The sequence below is a fragment of the Rhodococcus sp. IEGM 1372 genome, assembly GCF_030056835.1.
GTDB lineage: Bacteria > Actinomycetota > Actinomycetes > Mycobacteriales > Mycobacteriaceae > Rhodococcoides.
The window spans coordinates 22847-43048 of the sequence record NZ_JASHKS010000003.1 but is presented as its reverse complement, the minus strand read 5'-3'; the positions used below and the strand labels follow the sequence as shown (position 1 = coordinate 43048).

The window sequence follows — 20202 nt, the reverse complement described above, 5'->3', positions numbered from 1 at the left end:
CCCACGACGAGGAGACCCGGATGACCATGCTCGACGCACCTCGAATCACCCCCGCACAGAGAGCCGTCTGGACCGCCGCGCAGATCGACGCCGGCGAGGGCACGTACTCGCTGGCGTGGCGACTCGAGCTTCCCACGACCACCGACCCCGTGCGTCTTCACAGTGCGGTGTCAGCCACGCTCGCCGGGTTGCCGCATCTCGATCGCGCATTCGCGCCGTCCCCGGACGGTGACCTCGACATCGTCGACGCGGCGCCCGGACGCATCGAGACACGTGCAACGTCCGGATCGGACACGCACATCGATTCCCTCGTCACCGAGGCTCGGTCCAGGATCGGGTCGTCGGACACCGGCCCGATGCATCACCACATCGTCGCCGCCGCAGAAGACGGGCGGCTGTGGTGGATCCAGGCCTACCACCACATCGTGATCGACGGCCTTTCGGTCACCGCACTCACAGAACGGGTCGCCGACGTCTACAACGATGTTCGGACGGACCGATCCACGCGTCCTCGCACCGACACCGCCTCACCGAACGACGACCGCGACTACTGGGATGCGGTGGTCACGAGTCTGCCCGAAGATCAGGGTCTGCTCGAGCACACAGGACTGACGGTGTCGCACATCGCAGTCGAGTTACCGGAGAACTTCGTCGACCGCGTGCTCGCGTTGACCGATCGCTCGCGCACGTCGCCGCGCCGCACGCTCGTCGGTCTCCTCGGCGCATACGCCGCAACGACGAGACCCGCAGGGCGGCAACCCATTCGCTTGGCAATCGCCGGCCGTGCCCCGGCGGAATCTCCGATCGCAATGACCTCGACCGTCGTGCCGTTCGTGCTCGAACACGAGGGCTGGACCGTCGTCGACGTGCTGACGGACGTCGATTCCACCTTGACGCGGATGCGACCTCACACCGCGGTCGCACCCGATGTGGTGACCGAGCTGCTCCGGCTGCGGCGAGGAGACTCTGCGCTGATCGCTCCGGGAATCAATGTTCTTGTGGCCGAACGTGACTCGATGTTCGGAGGCGAGCGCGCGCGACTGCGTCAGAACTGGCTCGGGCCTGTGACGGACCTCGAGTTCGTGGTCGAGGGCACCATCGACCGTGCGAACCCTCGAAGTTCGTGGCTGGCAATGGAACTACGAGGTGCCGGCGCAGAGACGGAGATCCGAGCCCATGCGCACGCGCTGGCGGTCTTTCTCGATGCCGCGACCACCGCACCCGATGCTCCGATCGACTCGTTGCCCCTCGCATCCTCGCAGCAGCTGCAGACGCTCGTCACCGACGTCAACCAGACCGGTCACTGCCTCGCCGAGCAAGACGTCGTGCAGATGTTCGAGAAGTGGGCGGCGCGGACAGGTGACGCGACCGCCGTCGTTGCCGGCCCAACCCGTCTGACCTACGCCGAGTTGAGTCACCGCTCGAGCCAACTCGCGCACTCGTTGGTGGTGGCGGGAATCGGACCGGAAGCACGTGTGGCCATCGACATGACTCGGTCCGCCGAGATGGTCGTCTCCGTCATGGCCGTTCTCGCGGCAGGAGCAGCGTTCGTCCCATTCGACCCGCAATGGCCCCAGGCCCGCAGGGCTGCGGTGGTCCGTGACGCGAACATCGGCGTGGCATTGCGCGGTCCAGGAAGCTCGGAGTCGAACGAGGACACGGGGGTGCTGTCGATAGCGGTGGCCCTCGACCGATGGGAGCACGAGAGCCGACCGGTCACCCCGCCGTCGGGAGTGGTCCGTCACGGAGCCGGCCTGGCATACGTCATCTTCACCTCGGGCTCGACGGGTCGGCCGAAAGGGGCCATGATCCGGCACGAGGCCATCGCCAGCCGGATGAAGTGGCAGATCGAGCACATCCTGAAGGTGGGCCCGGGTGATGCCAGCCTCTTCAAAGCTCCACTCGCATTCGATATTTCGATCAACGAGCTACTGCTCCCGCTGTGCTCGGGAGGAACCGTCGTCGTAGCGGGACCGGGAGAGGATCGGGACCCGCAGCGGTTGCTGGAGTTGATATCCCGTGAGCGCGTGACCTTCGTGTATCTCGTCGCCTCCATGCTCGACGTGCTCCTCGAGACCAGCGCTGGGACCGACGCGATGGCAGGGGTTCGTCACGTCTGGTGCGGCGGCGAAGTTCTCACTCCGGAGTTGTTCTCGCGGTTCCGGTCTCGCATGACCGGGACCCTGTACCACGGGTACGGGCCGGCCGAGGCGACGATCGGGGTCTCGCACGTGGTGTACGACGGGACCGGATCGGACCGAATCTCCACCTCGATCGGACAACCGAATCCGGGTTGCCGGTTGTATGTGCTCGACGACCGCCTGCGACCACTCCCCGTGGGCATGGGCGGCGAGCTCTACGCGGCGGGTGACCTGCTCGGGCGCGGCTACGTCGGCGCATCGGACATGACTGCCGCGAGATTCGTCGCAGACCCCTTCGCCCTCGAGGCCGGCGGCCGCGCCTATCGAACGGGTGACCGCGCTCGATGGACGGAAGGTGGAACACTCGACTTCCTCGGCCGAGCGGACAACCAGGTCAAGATCCGCGGGATGCGGGTGGAACTCGAAGAGATCGAAGCCGCCGCGGCCACTCATCCCCAGGTTCGCGCTGCCGTCGTGCTCGTGCACGCAGCGGCAACACCCGTTCTGTGCGGCTACATGGTCCCCACGGACGACGCGAACCCGAACTCGGACAACCTTTCTCGCAGTGTTCTCGCGCATCTGACGACGTTGCTGCCCCAGCACATGATTCCCGCACATCTGATGGTGCTCGAGGCGTTTCCCACGACCGTCAACGGTAAGGTCGACCGCCGCGCCCTGCCCGTCCCGGATGTCGGAGGTGCGCCGGCGGGCCCGCTGACCGACGGTCAACGGCGATTGGCCGAACACATCGCGGCCTTGCTCGGTCGCGAAGCCGGCTCGCAGGCACTCATGGATTCCATCGGACCCGACAGCGACTTCTTTGCCCTCGGCGGAGATTCGCTGGCCGCGATGCGTCTGGTGACCCGGGTCAATCGGGATCTGAACCTACGGATATCGGTGCGAGCGGTGTTCGATCACCCGACGGTCGCGACTCTGTCCGCCTACTTGGACGCAGCGGACCAGCCGCCGTGCGCCGACAGTGAACCGAACATCGACGAGACGGTCGACATCGACACGCGCACCCGGCCGATGAACGCCGGTGAGCGTCGAATGTGGTTGGCGGACAGACTCAGTGGACACGGCGGAACTTACACGGTACCGCTGGTGTTCCGGGTCGCCGGTTCACTCGACCTCTCCGCTCTCGAACAGGCACTCGCCGACGTCACCGCACGTCATCGATCTCTGCGGTCGTTGTACGTCGAGAACGACGGAGCACTGACGGTCGAGATCCTCGACCCGAGTGACGAACGCTCGGCCCCTGCCCTGCGACGTCACGCCGTGTCGTCATCGAAGGTGGCGCAGGCGATCGAGCAGTTCCTGCAGGAACGATTCGATCCCTCGGAGTCGATTGCGCTGCGCGCCGGCGTGTTCGTTCACGACGACGAGCAGGACTGCGCAACACTCGTTCTCGCCGTGCATCACATCGCGACGGACGAATGGTCGGAGCCGGCTTTGCTGCGCACCCTCTCGCGCGCCTACGCTGCGCGCGAGGCCGGCCGAACACCGCGCGACCTGGGCACAGCACCGCCCCCGACGGCGGTGTTCGAGGAGGATCACGAGTCCGAGATCGCCTCGTGGCGAGCACATCTGACTCCATTACCGCCGGTCCTGGACGTACCGGGCTGGCGCGCTGCCCGCCATACCGGCGCACGGACCGGGCGGACGATCAGGCGCGTCGTTGCCGACGACGTCGCAGCGGCCGTGCGGTCCACGGCGCGCGAGTGCGGGGCGAGCATGTACATGGCCACTCAGGTTGCGACGGCGATCGCACTGCGCGCGTGCGGATCGGGTGAGCAGTTCCTCACGGCGTCGCCGATGTCGATCAGGTCCCCTCAAACAGGCCGCGACGACACGAGCGACGAAGTGGGTTTCCACCTGAACACCGTGCTGCTGCGAGCAGATCTACGCGGAAACCCCACGCTACGAGAAGTGTTCGCGCGTACCAGGGACCAGACGCTGCACGCGCTCGCGCATTCGAGGGCACCGTACGAGGAGGTCGTGGCTGCGGTGCCGGCGCTGCGCGAGCAGCCTCCGGTGCGCGTGATGGTGGTCCACCAACCACACCGGGACGGCGGGGGCACGCTGGCTCTCGGCGACCTGGTCACCGAACGGCTGCCCGTCGACACCGGTACGGCCAAGTACGACGTGAGTATCACTCTGTACGAGAACGATTCGGCCGTCGGTCTTGCTGTCGAGTACGCAACCGACGTCGTCGACACCGACGCCGCCGACGCACTGATGCGGCGACTCGAAACGGTGTTGCAGCGTATGCCGGCCTCGCTGGACCTGCAGGTCGACGCGGTGGATCTGCTCGACGCCCAGGATCACACCACGCTGTCGCGACTCTCCGGCGCTCGACGAGACATCGAACCCGGCCTGACGCTCGACCGAATCATCACTCGCGCATCCCCGGTGGACGGCGCGGCGCTGATATTCGAAAATTGTCGCCGAGACCTGAGAACAGTCCTCGGCGAGGCGGCCGCATTGGCACGGTTGATCATCGACTCCGGTCATGGACCCGAGGACGTCGTGGCGGTCGCACTCGATCGGTCACCCGAGCTGATCGTCACGATCCTCGCCGTGACCTTCTCGGGAGCCGCCTACGTGCCACTCGATCCAGCGCTGCCCCAATCACGGCTTCGCTACCTGCTCGAAGACTCCGGCGCCGCCGCGATCGTCACCACCGCCGATATCGCTGCACGTTTCTCCGATTCGGATGTGCCCCTGATCGACCTCGCCGACCCAGCGGTGGCCACTCGTCTGGCCGAACTTCCTACACATCCGGTCGTCGAGAACGAACGCCGACGCCCGCTGCGCGGTGATCATCCGGCGTACGTTCTCTACACCTCGGGTTCGACCGGACGACCGAAGGGCGTCGCGGTGTCCCATTCGGCCATCGTGAACCGCGTCCTCTGGGCCGCAGAACATCACGAGATCACCGATACGGACGTATTCCTGCAGAAGACCCCCGCGTCGTTCGACGTCTCGGGCTGGGAGATCTTTCTGCCGTTCGTCACCGGAACGTCGGTCGTCGTGGTGGAAGACGGCGGCCACCGAGATCCACGGCGGCTGGCGGACCTCATCACGACGCACGGAGTGAGCATCGTCCACTTCGTTCCCTCGATGCTCGGCGAATTCCTCACCACGGCGACGTCCGAACCCGCGAACCCTGTCCTCGACGCCAGTGCGCTGCGGCTGATCGTCTGCAGCGGCGAGCCGTTGACAGCGCAGCATGCGCAGTCGGTGGCCACCGTCTTCCCGCGGGCGACCCTGCTGAACCTGTACGGCCCCACCGAAGCGGCGATCGACGTGACCGCCGAGAACGTCTCGGCGGGCGGACCGGTCGCAGGGCTGTCCGTCGCGATCGGCACGCCGGTGTGGAACACCTACTGCCGCATACTCGATCACACGCTCGCCGAGGTGCTGCCCGGTGCCGAGGGAGATCTCTACCTCGGGGGAACGCAACTGGCCCGCGGGTACCACAACAAGACCGCGCTGACCGCGAGCAGGTTCGTGGCCGACCCCCGGGCCGACGTCCCCGGTGCCCGCCTGTACCACTCCGGCGACCGTGCGCGGCAACGACGTGACGGCAGTATCGAGTATCTCGGCCGCACCGACGGCCAGATCAAGCTGGCCGGCCAACGTATCGAATTGGCCGAGGTCGAGGCCGCGCTTCGCGCCCATCCGGGCGTCCGGTCGAGCGCCGCGGCCCAACAGAGCACGGCAGCCGGGCCGCGACTCGTCGGATACGTCGTCGCAGATGCCGGAACGACCCTGCTCGAGAACGATATTGGCCTCACGGTCACCCGGATCCTCCCCGCGTCGTGGATTCCGGCTCGTATCGCAATCCTGGACGAGCTCCCGCTGACCTCGAGCGGCAAGCTCGACCGCAACGGCCTTCCCCCCATCGAATTCCAGGTCTCGCCATCGAGTGATCGAGTACCGACGACCGACAGCGAGATCGCGATCCGTGCCTCCATCGCCGAAGCCCTGGGACTCGAGGCCGACGACATGGGAATCGACGACGACTTCTTTCGAGTCGGCGGCGACAGCATCAGTGCGATTCGCACGGTCACCCTCGCGCGCAGACGCGGCTGGCGTATCACCGAGATGCAGATCTTCGATCTCCGCACGGTAGCCGCACTCGCCGAGGCCGCGGTGCACGACGGGGCGACGAAAGATGCCTCCCACGAGCATGTTTCGCGTGCCGATGTCGCTGTGCCGCTGCCCGATCTCGCCAGGACCGCGGTGAAGTCGGGCCTGGACATCGACGCCCGCATCGAGACGGTTCGGGTCGAGCTCGACGTCCGCTCCGATCTGACCGCAGTAGACCTCGACAGGGAGGTGCGCCGGTCGACAACAGCGCTGATGGAGACGTTCCCGGCACTGCGCATCCGCATCGACCGCTCCCGGCGCAGGTTGTGGAAAGCCTTCGAGATACATCCCGACGCGGTGAACCTCGAGACCGTCGTGCACGTTGCAGGTGAAGAGAATTCGGCGAGCGTCGCGAACGGGATCGATGTCGACACCGGCCCGTTGCTCCACATCCATGTCGAAAAACACGAGAGCGACGGATGGTCCGCCCAACTGTCCGTGCATCACCTCGCGCTCTCGGACACTCTTCCCGCGTCGACAGTGGCGGAACACTTTCTCGGCACCCTCGCATCAGGAGTTCACCGATGACGAACACCCACGCGTCCGCACGTACCGGGCCGGCGTCGACTGCACAGCAGCGGATGCTGTTCCTCGATCAGATGGAAACGGACCGCCATGCGTACACCATGCCGATCCACCTCGATCTGACGTCGGATCCGGATCTGGACGTCCTGGCCGATGCCCTGGCAGATGTGGCGACACGCCATGCGTCGCTGCGCAGTGTGCACTCGAACGACGACGGCAGGGTGCTGCGCCACCTGAAACCCGCTGCCGCAGTGGAGGTAGCGGACCGTCGAGGTGAGCCGTACAGCCCCCGCACATTCGACCTCGGTGCCGAGATCCCCTTCGCCGCAGATCTCTACGACCGGTCTCGATTGGTCCTGACGGTGCACCATATCGCCGCCGACGGCGGTTCGGTGCCGATCCTGTTGGAAGACATCCGGATCGCGTACGACGCGCGTGCGCGAGGCGAGGAACCGATCTGGCCCGCGTCGGCGGTGGACTACGCGCAGTATGCGCAGGACGAAGGCTCCATCGACGTCACGGCAGATCGACCGTTCTGGACGTCCACTCTTGCACCGTACGTCGAGCCCGTCGATCTCCCGCTCGATCACGCCCGTAGCGAGGTGCCGTCCACCGCGGGGCGGATGATCGAAACGGTGCTGCCCACGTTCCTCGCCGACGACATCGAGAAGTTCTGCACGACGAACCGCATCAGCCGACTGATCTTTCTCCAGATCGTCACTGCTCTCGCACTGCGTGCCCACGGCGGCGGCGACCTGATCCCGATGGGCACGGCCGTCGATACTCGACCACCGGACGCGCTGACCGATGCGGTGGGGCTCTATGTCAACACCATCGTGCTGCCCACCGACCTCACCGGCGACCCCACCGTGACCGAATTGATCGCGCGGACCAGGAGTTCGATGCTCGACTGTGTCGACCGTCGCGCCACCCCGTTCCACGAGGTCGTCGAGTGGCTCCGGCCCGCGAGGACGCCGGGAGTGCATCCACTGTTCCAGGTGATGATCGCCGAGGTGGACACGCGACCGAAACCGGTGTCGCTGGGGCCCGTAGACGGAGTCCTCCGCCCACCGGACGACGCGTCGGCAAAGTTCGATCTGATCGCCGCCATCGGTCCACGAGGTGAATCGGGTCGACTCGGATTCGACATCCTCTACCGCCGGGAACTGTTCGAGGACAGAACCATTCGAACGATTCTGGACGACATGACACTGATCGCAGCTCAGGCCGTCGCAGATCCGAACCGGCGGATCTCCGAACTGGCCACCAGTCCGAACGACTCGGCCCCGCAACGGATCCCGATACCCGCTCGGCCGCGCCCCGGCCGGTGGTCACGCACACTCCCCCTGTCCGAGAGGCAGATCCGCCGTGCCCAGGCAACGCTCATCGGCCTCCACCTTCGGCACGACATGCTCTCCACCGGACTCGACACCGACGGTGACATGCCGGTGCGTACTTCTCTGACGGCAACGGAGATTCTCGAGCGGTCTCGAATCCACAGTGCAGAAGCGGAATTCGGGGCTATCGCGAACGGGGGTCTTCGAGCCGGTTGGACGGGCGAAGGTGCCCTGCGAGTGGAGATGACGCACGCGGCGGTCGACGAGGAGTCATGGCCGTCCGTTCTCGATGCATTGACGAGTGATCGATCGATGTTCGACGTGGCGGTCGGCTCCTCGGCACGATGGGCACGCCTCGATCAGGACCTGGCAGAGGACCTCTCGATCGTCGACCACGCCGAGACGTGGCTCGACGTCGTGGATGCGGCCGTGAATGTGATCGACCGGCGAGAAACAGCGACGCCCCTCTTCTCCGTCCCGACAGCACCCGCGAGTGGTGGTGCCGAGAGTTATGCACCACTGACCACGACCGGACTTCCCGGCATCGTCGAGACTCGGACGGCTGTCCTCGAGTCGGTGCGCGAGGTGATCACGGAGGTCGCCGGACACGAGTCGATGGTGGTGTGGGTCGACGAATCCGACCGAGACCGAAACGTCGAACACGGTTCCCGAACAGTGGGTTGCCTGCGCCGCGGGCTACCCGTCGTGATCGACGCGGGCACACTGCTCGGCGCAGATGCCGACCCCGAGCACGCCGCATCCTTCGGAGTGGCCGCGCACCTCAGCGAACACACCCCCGGCGTGTTCGACGACCTACCGACTGCCGATCTGCAGGTCCGCATCCACATTTCGAGTGCCGAAGGACATCACCTCGTACAGAGTGACACCGAACCCGCGATAAACGTCAGGTTCCTCCGAACCGAGACCGGATCGTGGTCGTGCGCGTGTTCGGTGTCCGCCCTCGCCGATATCGACGTCGCCCACGTCGCCGCACGCCTGGCGACGGCCGTCGCGACCAGGGTGAACGCAATGGGTTCCGGAGTCAATCCGGTGGTGGACAGCGCGTTTGCGGACGGCGTCGATCGCAGTACCGACATGGCCGGACTCGACCCGCGGGAGCGTCGATCAGTGGAGTCGATTCTCGGCCCACTGCGAGCGATTTACCCGACGACGTCGTTGCAGGACGGGCTTCTCTTCCATCAGCAGCTGGGCGGACAGGGCGAGGGGATCTACCTGTCGCAGACGGTGATGCGACTCTCCGGCTCACTCGACACGGATCTGTTGCGACGTGCCGCGGACGCCGTGCTCGCCGCGCACCCGCAGGTCGGTGCTGGATACGTCCAGCTCGGTGAGCGCACCGTTGCCGCAGTGCCGAGGACGGTTCGGATGCCCTGGGCGACGACGGATCTGCGACATCTCGACGCCGATGCGGCTCAGGTGGAGCTGTCACGCTTCGAAAGGCGCGAGGCTGCACAGGGATTCGACCCTGTGCAGCCGCCGCTCGTCCGACTGGGCGTGGCGCTGCTCCCCGAGGGCCGGAGTGCACTGGTGTTCACCATCGAACATCTCGTCCTCGACGGGTGGTCCATCTGGAGATTCCTACGGGCCGTCCTCGACGAGTACACCCGACCCGGCAGTACCGAGTCGGGTCACCGTGCGTCGTACGACGACTACGTGGTGTGGCTGAGAACTCGTGATCGTGATGCCGGCCTGCAGATGTGGCGACGCCAGCTCGCAGGCACGCCGGGGCCGACTCTGCTCGCTCCCCGGCGCAGCGCGGCATCGGTCGATCCGGCCGGTTCGGCGGAGACGGTCTTCCATCTCGATCGCTCACTCACCCGAGAGGTGAAGGACCTCGCTGCGCAGACCGGCGTCACGACGAGCATCGTGTACGAACTTGCGTGGGCACTGACTCTGCAGAAGTTCACCGGCCAGGACGATGTGGTGTTCGGTACTGTGGTGTCCGGCCGGCCGGCCGAGATCCCCGGTATCGACGAGCTTCTGGGGTTGCTGTTCAACACGGTCCCGCTGCGGGTGCGCATCGATCCCGCTCTCGCCGTTCGTGACCATCTGGCCCGTATTCAGGACAAGCGACGTCCCCTGCTGACCCATCCGTATCTCGCGCTGTCCGACCTGGAGGAGTGCGCCGGGCACCGTGGATTGTTCGATACGTTGTTCGTCTTCCAGAACATCCCGGTCGTTCCGCCCGACGAGCGTCTGGGTCCCGATGGCGCACTTCGGGTGATCGACCAGAAGCTCAGTGATGCAACGCATTACGCACTGACCGTGGTGGTCGCGCCGGTGGAGTCCGGTGCCCGGGTACGAATGATGCATCGACGGGACGCTCTCGACGATGCCCGGGCAGCAGCGATTGCCGACACCTATCGGGCGGCGTTGGCCGCGCTGACTGCGGCACCGGACGAGGCGGCGGCGAGCATCGCTCTACTCACTCCGCGTGAGCTCGCGTGGACGCGGCAACACTCGGGCGCACTCGGCTCGGCTGTACCCGAGCACACGGTGTGGGATCTGTTCGCCGCACGCGCTGCAGACCGACCGAACGACCTGGCACTGGTGGCCGGGGATGTTCGGTGGAGCTTTGCCGATCTGCATTCACGCGCGCTGAATCTCGGTGCGCTGCTGCGATCGAACGGTGTCGTCGGGGAATCGCGGGTCATGCTCTTCCTCCCCCGCACCGAGCTCATGGTCGAGGCGCTGTTCGGTGTCTTCGCCGCAGGAGCTGCCTACGTTCCGGTCGATACCGAGATGCCCGTCGACCGCATCGAGTACATCGTGCGCGAATCGCGCCCGCACGTCGTTCTGACGACAAGCACGCTGGCGGAACAGCTGCAGAGCATCACGACCGAACAGTCCGCTGCCGTCATCGAACTCGACGTCGACGGTGTCGCAAACGGACTGCCGGCACCCGGCGATGTCGCGCGGCGACTCGACCAGCTTGCCTACATCATCTACACGTCGGGATCGACCGGGCGTCCCAAAGGGGTTGCAGTCCCGTACAGCGGGTTGACGAACATGTTCGTCAACCACCGCAAGGAAATCTTCGGGCCCGTCGTCGCCCGGGCCGGGCACAGACAGTTGGCGATCGCGCACACCACGTCGTTCTCGTTCGACGCATCGTGGGAGCAATTGTTCTGGCTGTTGGAGGGCCACACGGTGCACGTGATCGACGAGCAGACGCGACGCGATCCGGCGATTCTCCTCGACTACTTCGATGCGGAGAGAATCGATGCCTTCGACGTCACACCGACCTACGGTGAACATCTCGTCGATGCCGGCCTGTTGGCCCGCCCGCGGTGCCTGAACAGGCCCCTGCGGGACGACGACTCCGCGGGTCTGGTGTTCGTCTCGCTCGGCGGCGAAGCGGTCGGAGACCGCCTGTGGTCCGACCTACGAGACGCACCAGGAACGGGAGGGTACAACCTCTACGGGCCCACCGAGTACACGATCAACGCGCTCGGTGCCGACGTGCAGGACCGATCGACGCCGACACTGGGTCGGCCCATTCTGAACACCACCGCGCATGTGCTCGACACCGCATTGCGGCTGTCGGCACCCGGCGTCATCGGCGAGCTCTATCTGTCGGGTGCAGGCCTCGCGCGTGGATACGACGCGCGGCCCGGGTTGACTGCGGAACGTTTCGTGGCAAACCCGTTCGCGAACAACGGTTCTCGAATGTATCGAACCGGTGACCTGGTATCGCGCGACCCGGACGGGTTGATCTCCTATCACGGCCGCGCCGACAATCAGGTGAAGATCAGGGGCCACCGTGTCGAGACCGGGGAGATACAGGACGCGCTGCAGCGGCTCCCCGGCATCGTGCGCGCCGCGGTGACCGTGTTCGAGCGGGCCGGCAGTACGGAACTGGCCGCGTACGTCCTCGTCGACGGCCCGGAAGCGTCGGATATCACCGCGTCATCGGTCAAAGACGGGCTACGGGAACTGATTCCGAGCTACATGGTCCCGGCATCGGTCCAGGTGGTCGACAGCCTGCCGCTGACGGTCAACGGCAAGCTCGACGTCGCGGCGCTGCCTGCACCGTCGGAGAGTGCCGAGCCGGTGGACCGTCCGCGAGGCGATGTCGAATCGTTGATCGCCGATGCGGTCCGCGACGTGTTGGGCGTGACCGAGATCGGTAGAGACGACGACTTCTTCGCGTTGGGTGGGCATTCACTGGCTGCTGTCCGGTTGGCGTCTCGTCTGCGCGCGGTGGATCTCGAGCTCGGTGTGCGCGACATCTACGCGCAACCGACAGTCGCGGGTCTGGCACGTGCGGTCATCGACGGTGGCGGAGACGGCATGCTCGCACCGTTGGTGGAGTTGCGTCGAGCCGGCGATCCCGCTGTGTTCTGTCTGCAGCCTGCCGGCGGTCTCAGTTGGTCCTACATCGGAGCCTTGCGGTTCCTCGATCCCTCGATATCGGTGTACGCCATCCAGGATCCGGCGCTGCAGAGCGGCGACGACGCAATCGAGTTGACGTCGATCGAGGCATTGGTCGACGACCATGTCGAGCGGATCCGAGCCGTCCGACCACACGGTCCGTATCACCTGCTCGGATGGTCTTTCGGAGGGCAGCTCGCACACGCGATCGCGGCGCGTCTGCACGAGCGGGGCGAAGAAGTGGCGTCGCTGGTATTGCTCGATTCCTACGCAGACGTCGCCGGCGCAGACACGGCCGAACGTGAGGATCTGTCCCAGAACGGCATAGAGGAGGCGCAGAACAATTTTCGGCGCCACATGCAGACAGATCCGCTGCTGTCGAGCTTCGCTTCCGAGGTACAGGAGCGGTTGGTGCGCACCCTCGGTCGGCACCTCGCTCTGTCGATTCCCCCGACGGTCGGTCGCCATGCGGGCGACGCGCTGCTGATCGGAGCTTCTCGTGGAACGCCCCTGGAGATGCAGCGTCGCCGAGACCGCCAGTGGCAGGACAGAATCACCGGGACCGTGCACGTGCACTCCGTCGACCTCGAGCATACACAGCTAGGTCAGGCGCACAACTGGTCTGTGTTCGGGCAACGAGTGGCCGACTACATCTGGGCTCGCATCGAATGACGTACCCCCACCTCGGTGTGCCGAGGTGGGGGCAGCGACTCGGTCTTCGATCCAAAGTTGTGGATCTAGACGGTCGTCTTGTCGATCGCCGCCGTCAGGTCGACGATCTGCGCGGTGTAGCTCGCGTAGTTGTTGGTCGCATCGGTGGTCCAGTCGGCGATGTTTCCGGCCTCCGCAGCGTTGACCAGGGCCCAGGTCGGACGGTCGGCTTCCAGTTCCGCCAGCGGGGTCGAGTACGAACGGGTGTCCAGCAGAATGAGATTCGGCTGATACTGACCGACATTCTCCCAACTCACGGGCGTGAAGGATCCCGAGTCGGCGGCGCGGGGAACGTCGGACTCGAGAAGCGTCAGACCCCAGTTCTGGTAGTCACGCAGTTCGGGGAACTCGTCGTTGATCGCGACGTAGTACTGGTCCGACGGGGAGATGGCCATCGCGGTCAGACCCGGCTTGGCAGCAATTGCTTCCTTCAGGTCGGCGACAGCGGAGTCGTAGGCCTCACGGTCGGCCCGGTTTGCGTCGGTATCGACGTCGGCACCGAGTTCGGTGGCCAGTGTCTCGTAGTCCTGCAGGGTCTCGGAGGAGGGCTTCTGCGCGGAGACAGCAAGGAACGGTGCGACCTGCTCGAGTTGGTTGGCGAGGTCGGATGTTTCCAGACCGAGGCCGCCGTAGGCGTCCCCGGCGTACCAGCCGGTGATGAGCACATCGGGGTCGAGGGCCGCGACCTGTTCGACGTCGATGTCGCCGTATGCCTGTCCCACGCTTTCGATGCCGTCGAGATCGAGTCCGCGCAGCGGGATCGACGACTCGAAGGAGCTCCCTCCCCAGATGCCGACCGGCTTGATGCCCAGCGGGATCAACGCTGCGGCAGCCTGTTCGCTGGCCACGATGCGTGACGGCACCGCGTCGAGTTCGACGGTTTCGCCGCGGCCGTCCACGTAGCTGAAACCGGACTCCGAAGTGGTCGTGTTCGACTCCCCCGGCTCGTTGTCCGAAGAGGAACATCCGCTCAACGCGGTGACGCCCACCATCGAGAGCACTGCGAATGTCGTCGCCAGTGTGCGTCGAGATCCCCGCGTTCGAGTCGTTGAAATTCTGAAGGTCCGCATTCTTTCCCCATCATCCAAGTTAGGCAAACGTTGCCTATGTTGGGATAGACTAACCAACACGACGGGGGTTCGGTGCAGTTGGTCCGGTCAGTCGACCACGGTGTCGACCGGGGACGTTCCCGGTGCCGACGGGACCCATGGCTTCAGAGGTTGGACGACATCGCGATAGAAGGCGTCGAGACCGTCGGTCACGCTACCGATGAAGCCGGCCGCGGATCCCGAGCGCTTGCTGCCCATCTTGGTCGGTGACGTCAGCGTGAAGTACTGCAATTCGCTGGATCGGCCTGCGGTCAACGATTTGGCATCCGCTCGCACGGTCGCCAGGTTCTCGCACGATATTTCGCTTGCGTCTGCGAACACGGCTTCGACCAAGATATCGGCGGGAGCGTTCTTCAGTTGCTTGAGTAGCCACGACGCTCGCCGGAGCGCGGTTCCGTCGGTCGGCGCGTCGACTGCGGTACTGCACTGAATCTTGTTGGTACGCATATCCGCTTCGACAGTGACATCCCCGGCGGCATCCGGAATGCGCAATGTGGCCGAGAGACACCCGGAGACAACGAGCTGCTCGACGATGTACTCGTTGCGCGCCTGGGGATCTCCGCTGAATTTTCTCGGGAGGTGGTGCTTCACCGGAACGCCGAGATCGGCGGTCATCCGCAGAGCCAGGTGCCTGGACAGCGACGCCCACGTGTTCGCGACCGACAACGCTTTGACATCACTCGCGCGGAGGGTCCCGGCGGTGACGGAGTCACGAACTGCCACCCAATGGCGACCCATGTCGACGAACTCCGTCGCGCCGGACTTCGGGTGCGTCAGGTACCGGACGAATTCGCTCAGAATCCATACCTGAAGAGAATCGGCAAGGTCGCCGTGTGACAACAACATGCGAGCCTCGTGAATGACCTCGGACCATGAAATATGCCGCAGCGCTACCTTGTTCAGCTTGGTCTTGTTCACCTGCACAGGAAGCTCACCGGCGGAGGCAGGTATGTCGTTGGACAAACTCAGAACGGTCTCGTACCTGTGCCTTTTCGCGACATCGAGGTAATTCTCGAGCTGCTCTTTCTGCAGCTTGCCGGTACCGGTCTTCACTTCCAGCAACGCGGTCCACACTTGGCCCGCGCGCGATACGCGGAACACACCGTCGGGGATGACTTTGCCCTCGCCCTTGGCGAACTGCACTTCGAGATAGCCCTCGAAGGGACCGGATGGCGCTCCGGCATGTGCGCAGATTGCGCGAGCGAACGGACGAACCGCCTGCATCGTCGCGATCAGTGCCGAGGTGGCCCTCTTCTCCTGCTCCTCACCGGATCCGACACCGGAAACGGAGAACAGGCGAGCCGTCTGCCACGCTTCTCCCCCGGCGAGGGTGAACCGAGGCGGCGTGACCTTCTTGGCAATGGGCTTCTTGGTGCGAACGCCACGTTTCGGCGGCTCGACATCGACGACCGAGACGTCGACGATCTCACCGGTCGTGTCGACTGCCTGAACATGCGAGTCAGCGACCTCGACCACGACCACGTCGTTCTCCGAGGTTTCGGGCTCGCTGTCGTCGACGTCGACTCCGAAGTCCTGCGCAAGACCGCCGAGACCGGTTTCCCAGCCCTGTCCGACCGCCCGTAGTTTCCATGCGCCGTTCCGCCGATACACCTCGCCGAACACCAACGCACGTTCCGACGACGCATCGGCGGTGAGGAACTCCCCGAGCACAGAACCGGTTTGATCCCGCACCTGCATCGACAGTTTCCCGAACTCACCCAACGGAACGTCGTCGGAGCTACCCGCGATGACCACCTTGTCGACTTCGGCTGCGAGAGAATCGAGGTGAATCGACACTCGTTCCTGTTTGCCTTCGTCGGTGCTACTGCTCCCGCGGTAGCGTACGGTTGCGTCCTCGGACTCCGGCTGGTTGTAGAAGACGAAGTCTGCATCGGACCGAACGTGCCCGCTCGAATTCACCAGCAGCGCAGACGCATCGAGATCTCGCTCCGGGTCGACCCAGGACACGATGACATCCAGCTCGGTCACCTCGTCCGGCAGGGAAATGTTCTGGCCCTTGGCGAGGATGGGTGAACTCACGCTGACACGCTCCTGTCGGACAAATCGGACTCCGACTGCTCACCCTATGCACCGGTCGGCAATGTGAGTCGTCCTCGCTCTACATTCATTCATTCGACCTACGGCACGCGTGGTCGGCGCCACCCACGCCCGTCAGAGAATACGACTCAAGAATTGTTGTGTACGAGCGCTTTTGGGATTGTCGAAGAACTCACCGGGAGGTGCCTCTTCCACGATCTTCCCGTCGCTCATGAAGACGACCCTGTCTGCGGCCGCTTTCGCGAAGCCCATTTCGTGGCTGACCACCACCATCGTCATGCCCTCGTCGCGCAGTCGAAGCATGACGTCGAGGACCTCGTTGACCATCTCGGGATCGAGGGCAGACGTGGGCTCGTCGAACAGCATCACTTCGGGCTTCATCGCCAACGCTCGGGCGATCGCCACGCGTTGCTGCTGACCACCGGACAGTTGTGACGGGTAGTTCTCCCCCTTGTCCGACAGGCCGACGAGGTCGAGCAGTTCCTGAGCTTGTTTGCGCGCCTTGTCCTTCTGCGTGCCGAGGACATGACGTGGACCCGATGCGACGTTGTCCAGCGCTGTCATCATGGGAAACAGGTTGAAGCTCTGGAACACCATTCCTGTGTGGTGCCGCTGCTTGGCGATCTGCGCCTCCGACAGCGGCGTTCGCTTGGCGCCTTCCGAGAAGCCCATCATCTCGCCGCATACTCGGACGGTCCCGGATTCGATCGTCTCGAGGCAGTTGAGCGTGCGCAGCAGGGTGCTCTTTCCACTTCCCGACGGCCCGAGGAGCAGCACAACTTCCCCTTTGTCCACCGTGAAATCGATGTCGTCGAGGACGACGAGATCGTTGTAGGCCTTCGTCATGTTCCTGACCTCGACCATCGTCGTGGCCTTCGTGGTCGCAGACGTCGCACTCGTCATCGGTTCACAGCCTCGGCTTTCATCGCGCTGTCGTCGAGCTTCGGACTCGACGGGCCGCCCTTACGGCGGTAATTGCGGTCGTGTCCACGCCCTACTCGTACTTCGATCATCTTCTGAATCAACCCCCACAGAGTTGTCAGCACCAGGAAGTACAACGCTGCCGCGCAGAGCCCTTCCAGCACTCGGAAATTCACCTGCACCAAGAACTGTGTCCGACGCAGCAGTTCCTGCACCGAGATGACCGATACCAGCGTTGTGGTCTTGAGCAATCCGTTGAAGCTGTTGCCGAGTGGAGGAATCATCACCCGCAGCGCCTGTGGAAGAACCACCACGCGGAAGACCTTCGTGGGTGACATACCGAGGGCCCGTGCTGCTTCCGTTTGTCCGGTGGGAACCGACAGCAATCCGGATCGGACTATTTCCGACAGGTATGCGGCTTCGTTGAGAACCAGGCCGACGAGTGCCGCCTCGATCACACCCAGTTTGATACCGACCTGAGGCAGTCCGGTGTAGATGATCACCAACTGCACCAGTAGAGGCGTGCCACGCATCAGCCACACGTAGAACCCGGCGACTATCCGCAGGGGTACGAGCTTGGACGATCGCGCGGAGGCCACCACCACTGCGAGAGCGAGTCCGAGGATCATGCTGACTACGGTGAGCCAGATAGTGACCCACGCGCCTTCGAGCAGCTGGGTGCTCGTCAGGATGGAGAAGAATGCGTCCCAGGACCACATGGGGGTGCCTTTCGACTTGCGTTGGTCGGATCAGCTGTCGAGAGGACCGGTGCTGACGGCGATATCGCCCTCGTATCCGGTGACGTCGTACTGCTCGAACAGATCGGGCAGATATCCATCGCTCCTCATCTCCGAGAGCACACGCGCCACCTCAGCGGAGGATTTGCTGCCCTTGGCGAATCCCATGGCAAGGGGTGCCTCGTTGATTCCACCGACGGCTGTCTCGAAGCGTCCGTCTTCCTGGTAGAACGACGTGACCGACTCGACGATGGAGGTGCCGTCGAGCTGTCCCGCCGAAAGCGCTTGATAGGCATCAGCATTGGTCTTGAACGTCTGCACCGTCAGCGCCGGCTTTCCTTCGGCCGCAAATTCCTCGGCCATGGCGGTCAACGTGTCGAACTCGTATCCGGGCGCTTCGACCCCGATGGTCTTGCCCGCCAGATCGTCCACGCTCGAGATCGATTCGGGGTTGCCCGAGGGCACCGAGATCGAGACTGCCTGCACCTCGTACGGAACGAGATCGATGGTCTCGGCGCGTGCGGGCGTGTAGAACATGCCGGTGTCGATCATGTCCCAGCGGCCAGCCTGCACACCGGGAATCTGCGCCTCGAACTCTATGTTGACGAACTTCGGCGTCAGACACAGGCGCTTGGCGATCTCCTTACCGAGGTCGACGCGCATGCCGATCACGTCCCCGTTCGGATCGACGTACTGCATGGGCGGAAGAGTTGCGTTGGTGGCCATCGTCAGTACGCCTTCTTCGGCGAGGTCCGAAGCACCGAGCGTGGGTGTGCAGTCCGTCGGCGCGGCTGCGGAATCGTCCGAGGAACTACAGGCAGTGAGGCCGGCTACCACAACAGTGATAGCGGCGAGTCCTGTTAACTTGCGCATTGAGCGAGCCTTTCGATATCGACTGCAGCACTACACGTTCGAGGACGGGGCGGCAGCGACGATGATGGAGTGGTTCGAGAAGAGTCAATCCTTTGGGATCGATTGCATCAAGCGTCGCAGACGAATTCGGAGGCGTCAACGCGGTTAACACTGCCGACACGCGGTACATCAACTGTTAACCGTTCGCACGTGATCGCGCTCCCCATTCCTGCGATCCGAGAACGTCGATCACAATTCGGCACACGACGCCCGCTCCACCAGACGAGCGCCGATTCGATACGTACGCCCGTCGGGTTCGACCGAGTCCTTGATCTGCTGGAACAACAGGTCCATGGCCACGTTGGCCAATTGGGCCGCGCCGTTGTCGACGACTGTGATTGCCGGCTGCCACATCGCGAGCCACGGCATGTCCTCGTGGCAGATCAGCGACAACTCGTCCGGCACCGAGACACCCCTGCCGACGAGCGTGGGCAGGATGCCGAAGACAGCCTCGTGATTGGCTGCGTACAGAGCAGTCATCGCCTGGGGTGCATCCAGTAGCGAGTTGATCGCTTCGGCGCCGAATTCGGTGGTGAACGGCCCTTTTCGGACGATCGTCTCGACGACCGGAATACCTGCGTCGGCCAACGCCAGTCGATAGCCCTCGTAGCGCTCACGTCCGGACGTCGCATCCTCGTTTCCACCGATATAGCCGATCCGGCTGTGCCCGAGCTCGACCAGGTGCGCCGTCGCGTCGCGAGCACCCGTGACGTCGTCTGCCAGCACCGTCGACGCCGAACTCCCCTTGACCGAACGGATCAGGTTGACCACCGCGCGGCCCTGTTCCAGGAGCGCATTCGATGCCGCCGCACTCCGTCCACTGCCGATCACGATCGTGCCGTCCACGCCGTGTTCGCCGAGCATGGCCAGGACGTCGTTCTCACGCGCCGGATCGGCATCGGTGATGCAGAGCAGGACTTGAAATCCGCTGGCTGCCGCCCTCTTCTGGACCACCTCGGCGACAGTGTGAAAGGTTGCATTGAGCAGGTTGTTCATGACCAGACCGATCAAGTGCGATCTGTTGGAGCGCAGCGCACTCGCAGCCCTGTTCGGTCGGTATCCGAGAACCCGGGCCGCATCCTCGACCGCTGCGCGGGTCTCCGCGGAGATCAGTGACGATCCACTCAATGCGCGTGATGCCGTGCTCCGCGAAACCCCTGCAGCGCTCGCAACGTCGATCAAGGTGACCGCCATCGGTTCT

The 20202-nt window shown here is 64.5% G+C and carries 8 protein-coding genes; 2 read left to right on the top strand and 6 right to left on the bottom strand.

Translation table 11 applies throughout. From position 1 onward, the window contains the following. The first annotated feature begins 20 nt into the window (after positions 1-20). Both QM590_RS04830 and QM590_RS04825 read left to right on the top strand, forming a co-directional pair. Positions 21-6824 (top strand): non-ribosomal peptide synthetase, encoded by a 6804-nt coding sequence (locus tag QM590_RS04830; RefSeq protein WP_269594025.1) that lies wholly within the window; start codon positions 21-23, stop codon positions 6822-6824. After that, positions 6821-13225 (top strand): non-ribosomal peptide synthetase, encoded by a 6405-nt coding sequence (locus QM590_RS04825; protein WP_269594024.1) that lies wholly within the window; start codon positions 6821-6823, stop codon positions 13223-13225. The genes QM590_RS04830 and QM590_RS04825 overlap by 4 nt, the downstream gene beginning before the upstream one ends. Before the next feature lie 65 nt (positions 13226-13290). Here QM590_RS04825 and QM590_RS04820 read toward each other — a convergent pair whose 3' ends face one another. From QM590_RS04820 to QM590_RS04795, 6 genes are all read right to left on the bottom strand, one after another. Further along, complete coding sequence (locus QM590_RS04820) at positions 13291-14256, bottom strand: ABC transporter substrate-binding protein (protein ID WP_269594216.1); 966 nt, start codon at positions 14254-14256, stop codon at positions 13291-13293. A gap of 165 nt (positions 14257-14421) precedes the next feature. Further along, entirely contained in the window at positions 14422-16413 is a 1992-nt protein-coding gene (locus QM590_RS04815; protein WP_269594023.1) for a TerD family protein, read from the bottom strand. A gap of 132 nt (positions 16414-16545) precedes the next feature. Then, positions 16546-17334, bottom strand: coding sequence for an amino acid ABC transporter ATP-binding protein (locus QM590_RS04810; RefSeq protein ID WP_269594022.1), 789 nt, complete (start codon positions 17332-17334; stop codon positions 16546-16548). Continuing rightward, positions 17331-18071, bottom strand: coding sequence for an amino acid ABC transporter permease (locus QM590_RS04805; protein WP_269594021.1), 741 nt, complete (start codon positions 18069-18071; stop codon positions 17331-17333). Before QM590_RS04805 ends, QM590_RS04810 begins: the two co-directional genes overlap by 4 nt. Before the next feature lie 30 nt (positions 18072-18101). After that, on the bottom strand, positions 18102-18962 hold the full coding sequence (locus QM590_RS04800) for an ABC transporter substrate-binding protein (RefSeq protein ID WP_269594020.1): 861 nt from the start codon (positions 18960-18962) through the stop codon (positions 18102-18104). 228 nt (positions 18963-19190) lie between these two features. Next, the gene (locus QM590_RS04795; RefSeq protein WP_269594019.1) at positions 19191-20195 is read right to left on the bottom strand and encodes a LacI family DNA-binding transcriptional regulator; all 1005 of its coding nucleotides are present in this window, start codon (positions 20193-20195) and stop codon (positions 19191-19193) included. Positions 20196-20202: the final 7 nt, after the last annotated feature.